Origin of the sequence: Pseudomonas sp. PDM25 (assembly GCF_019219045.1) — a bacterium.
GTDB lineage: Bacteria > Pseudomonadota > Gammaproteobacteria > Pseudomonadales > Pseudomonadaceae > Aquipseudomonas.
Window position 1 is genome coordinate 1 of record NZ_JAHUWL010000114.1, and the last position, 223, is coordinate 223.

Genomic DNA, 223 nt, shown 5'->3' on the forward strand with positions numbered 1-223 from the left:
TACACCACCAACACTGGCTCCACCAGCACCCTGGACCTGAACGTCACCCCGGTCGACGACGCGAGTGTGCTGACCGCTGATGCCCAAACCGTCGCTGAAGACACCGTTGCAGCCGGCAACGTGTTGACCAATGACAGCGATGTCGATAACACCCTGAGTGTCGCGACCTTTACCGTCGCTGGTGTGACGGGTTCCTTCACCGCCGGCCAGACCGCGACCATTG

The 223-nt window shown here is 61.4% G+C and carries 1 protein-coding gene; it reads left to right on the plus strand.

Annotation, left to right across the window (positions count from 1 at the left end; genetic code table 11):
* A partial coding sequence (locus KW848_RS32790) for an Ig-like domain-containing protein (protein WP_218539203.1) occupies positions 1-223 on the plus strand: 223 nt, incomplete at both ends.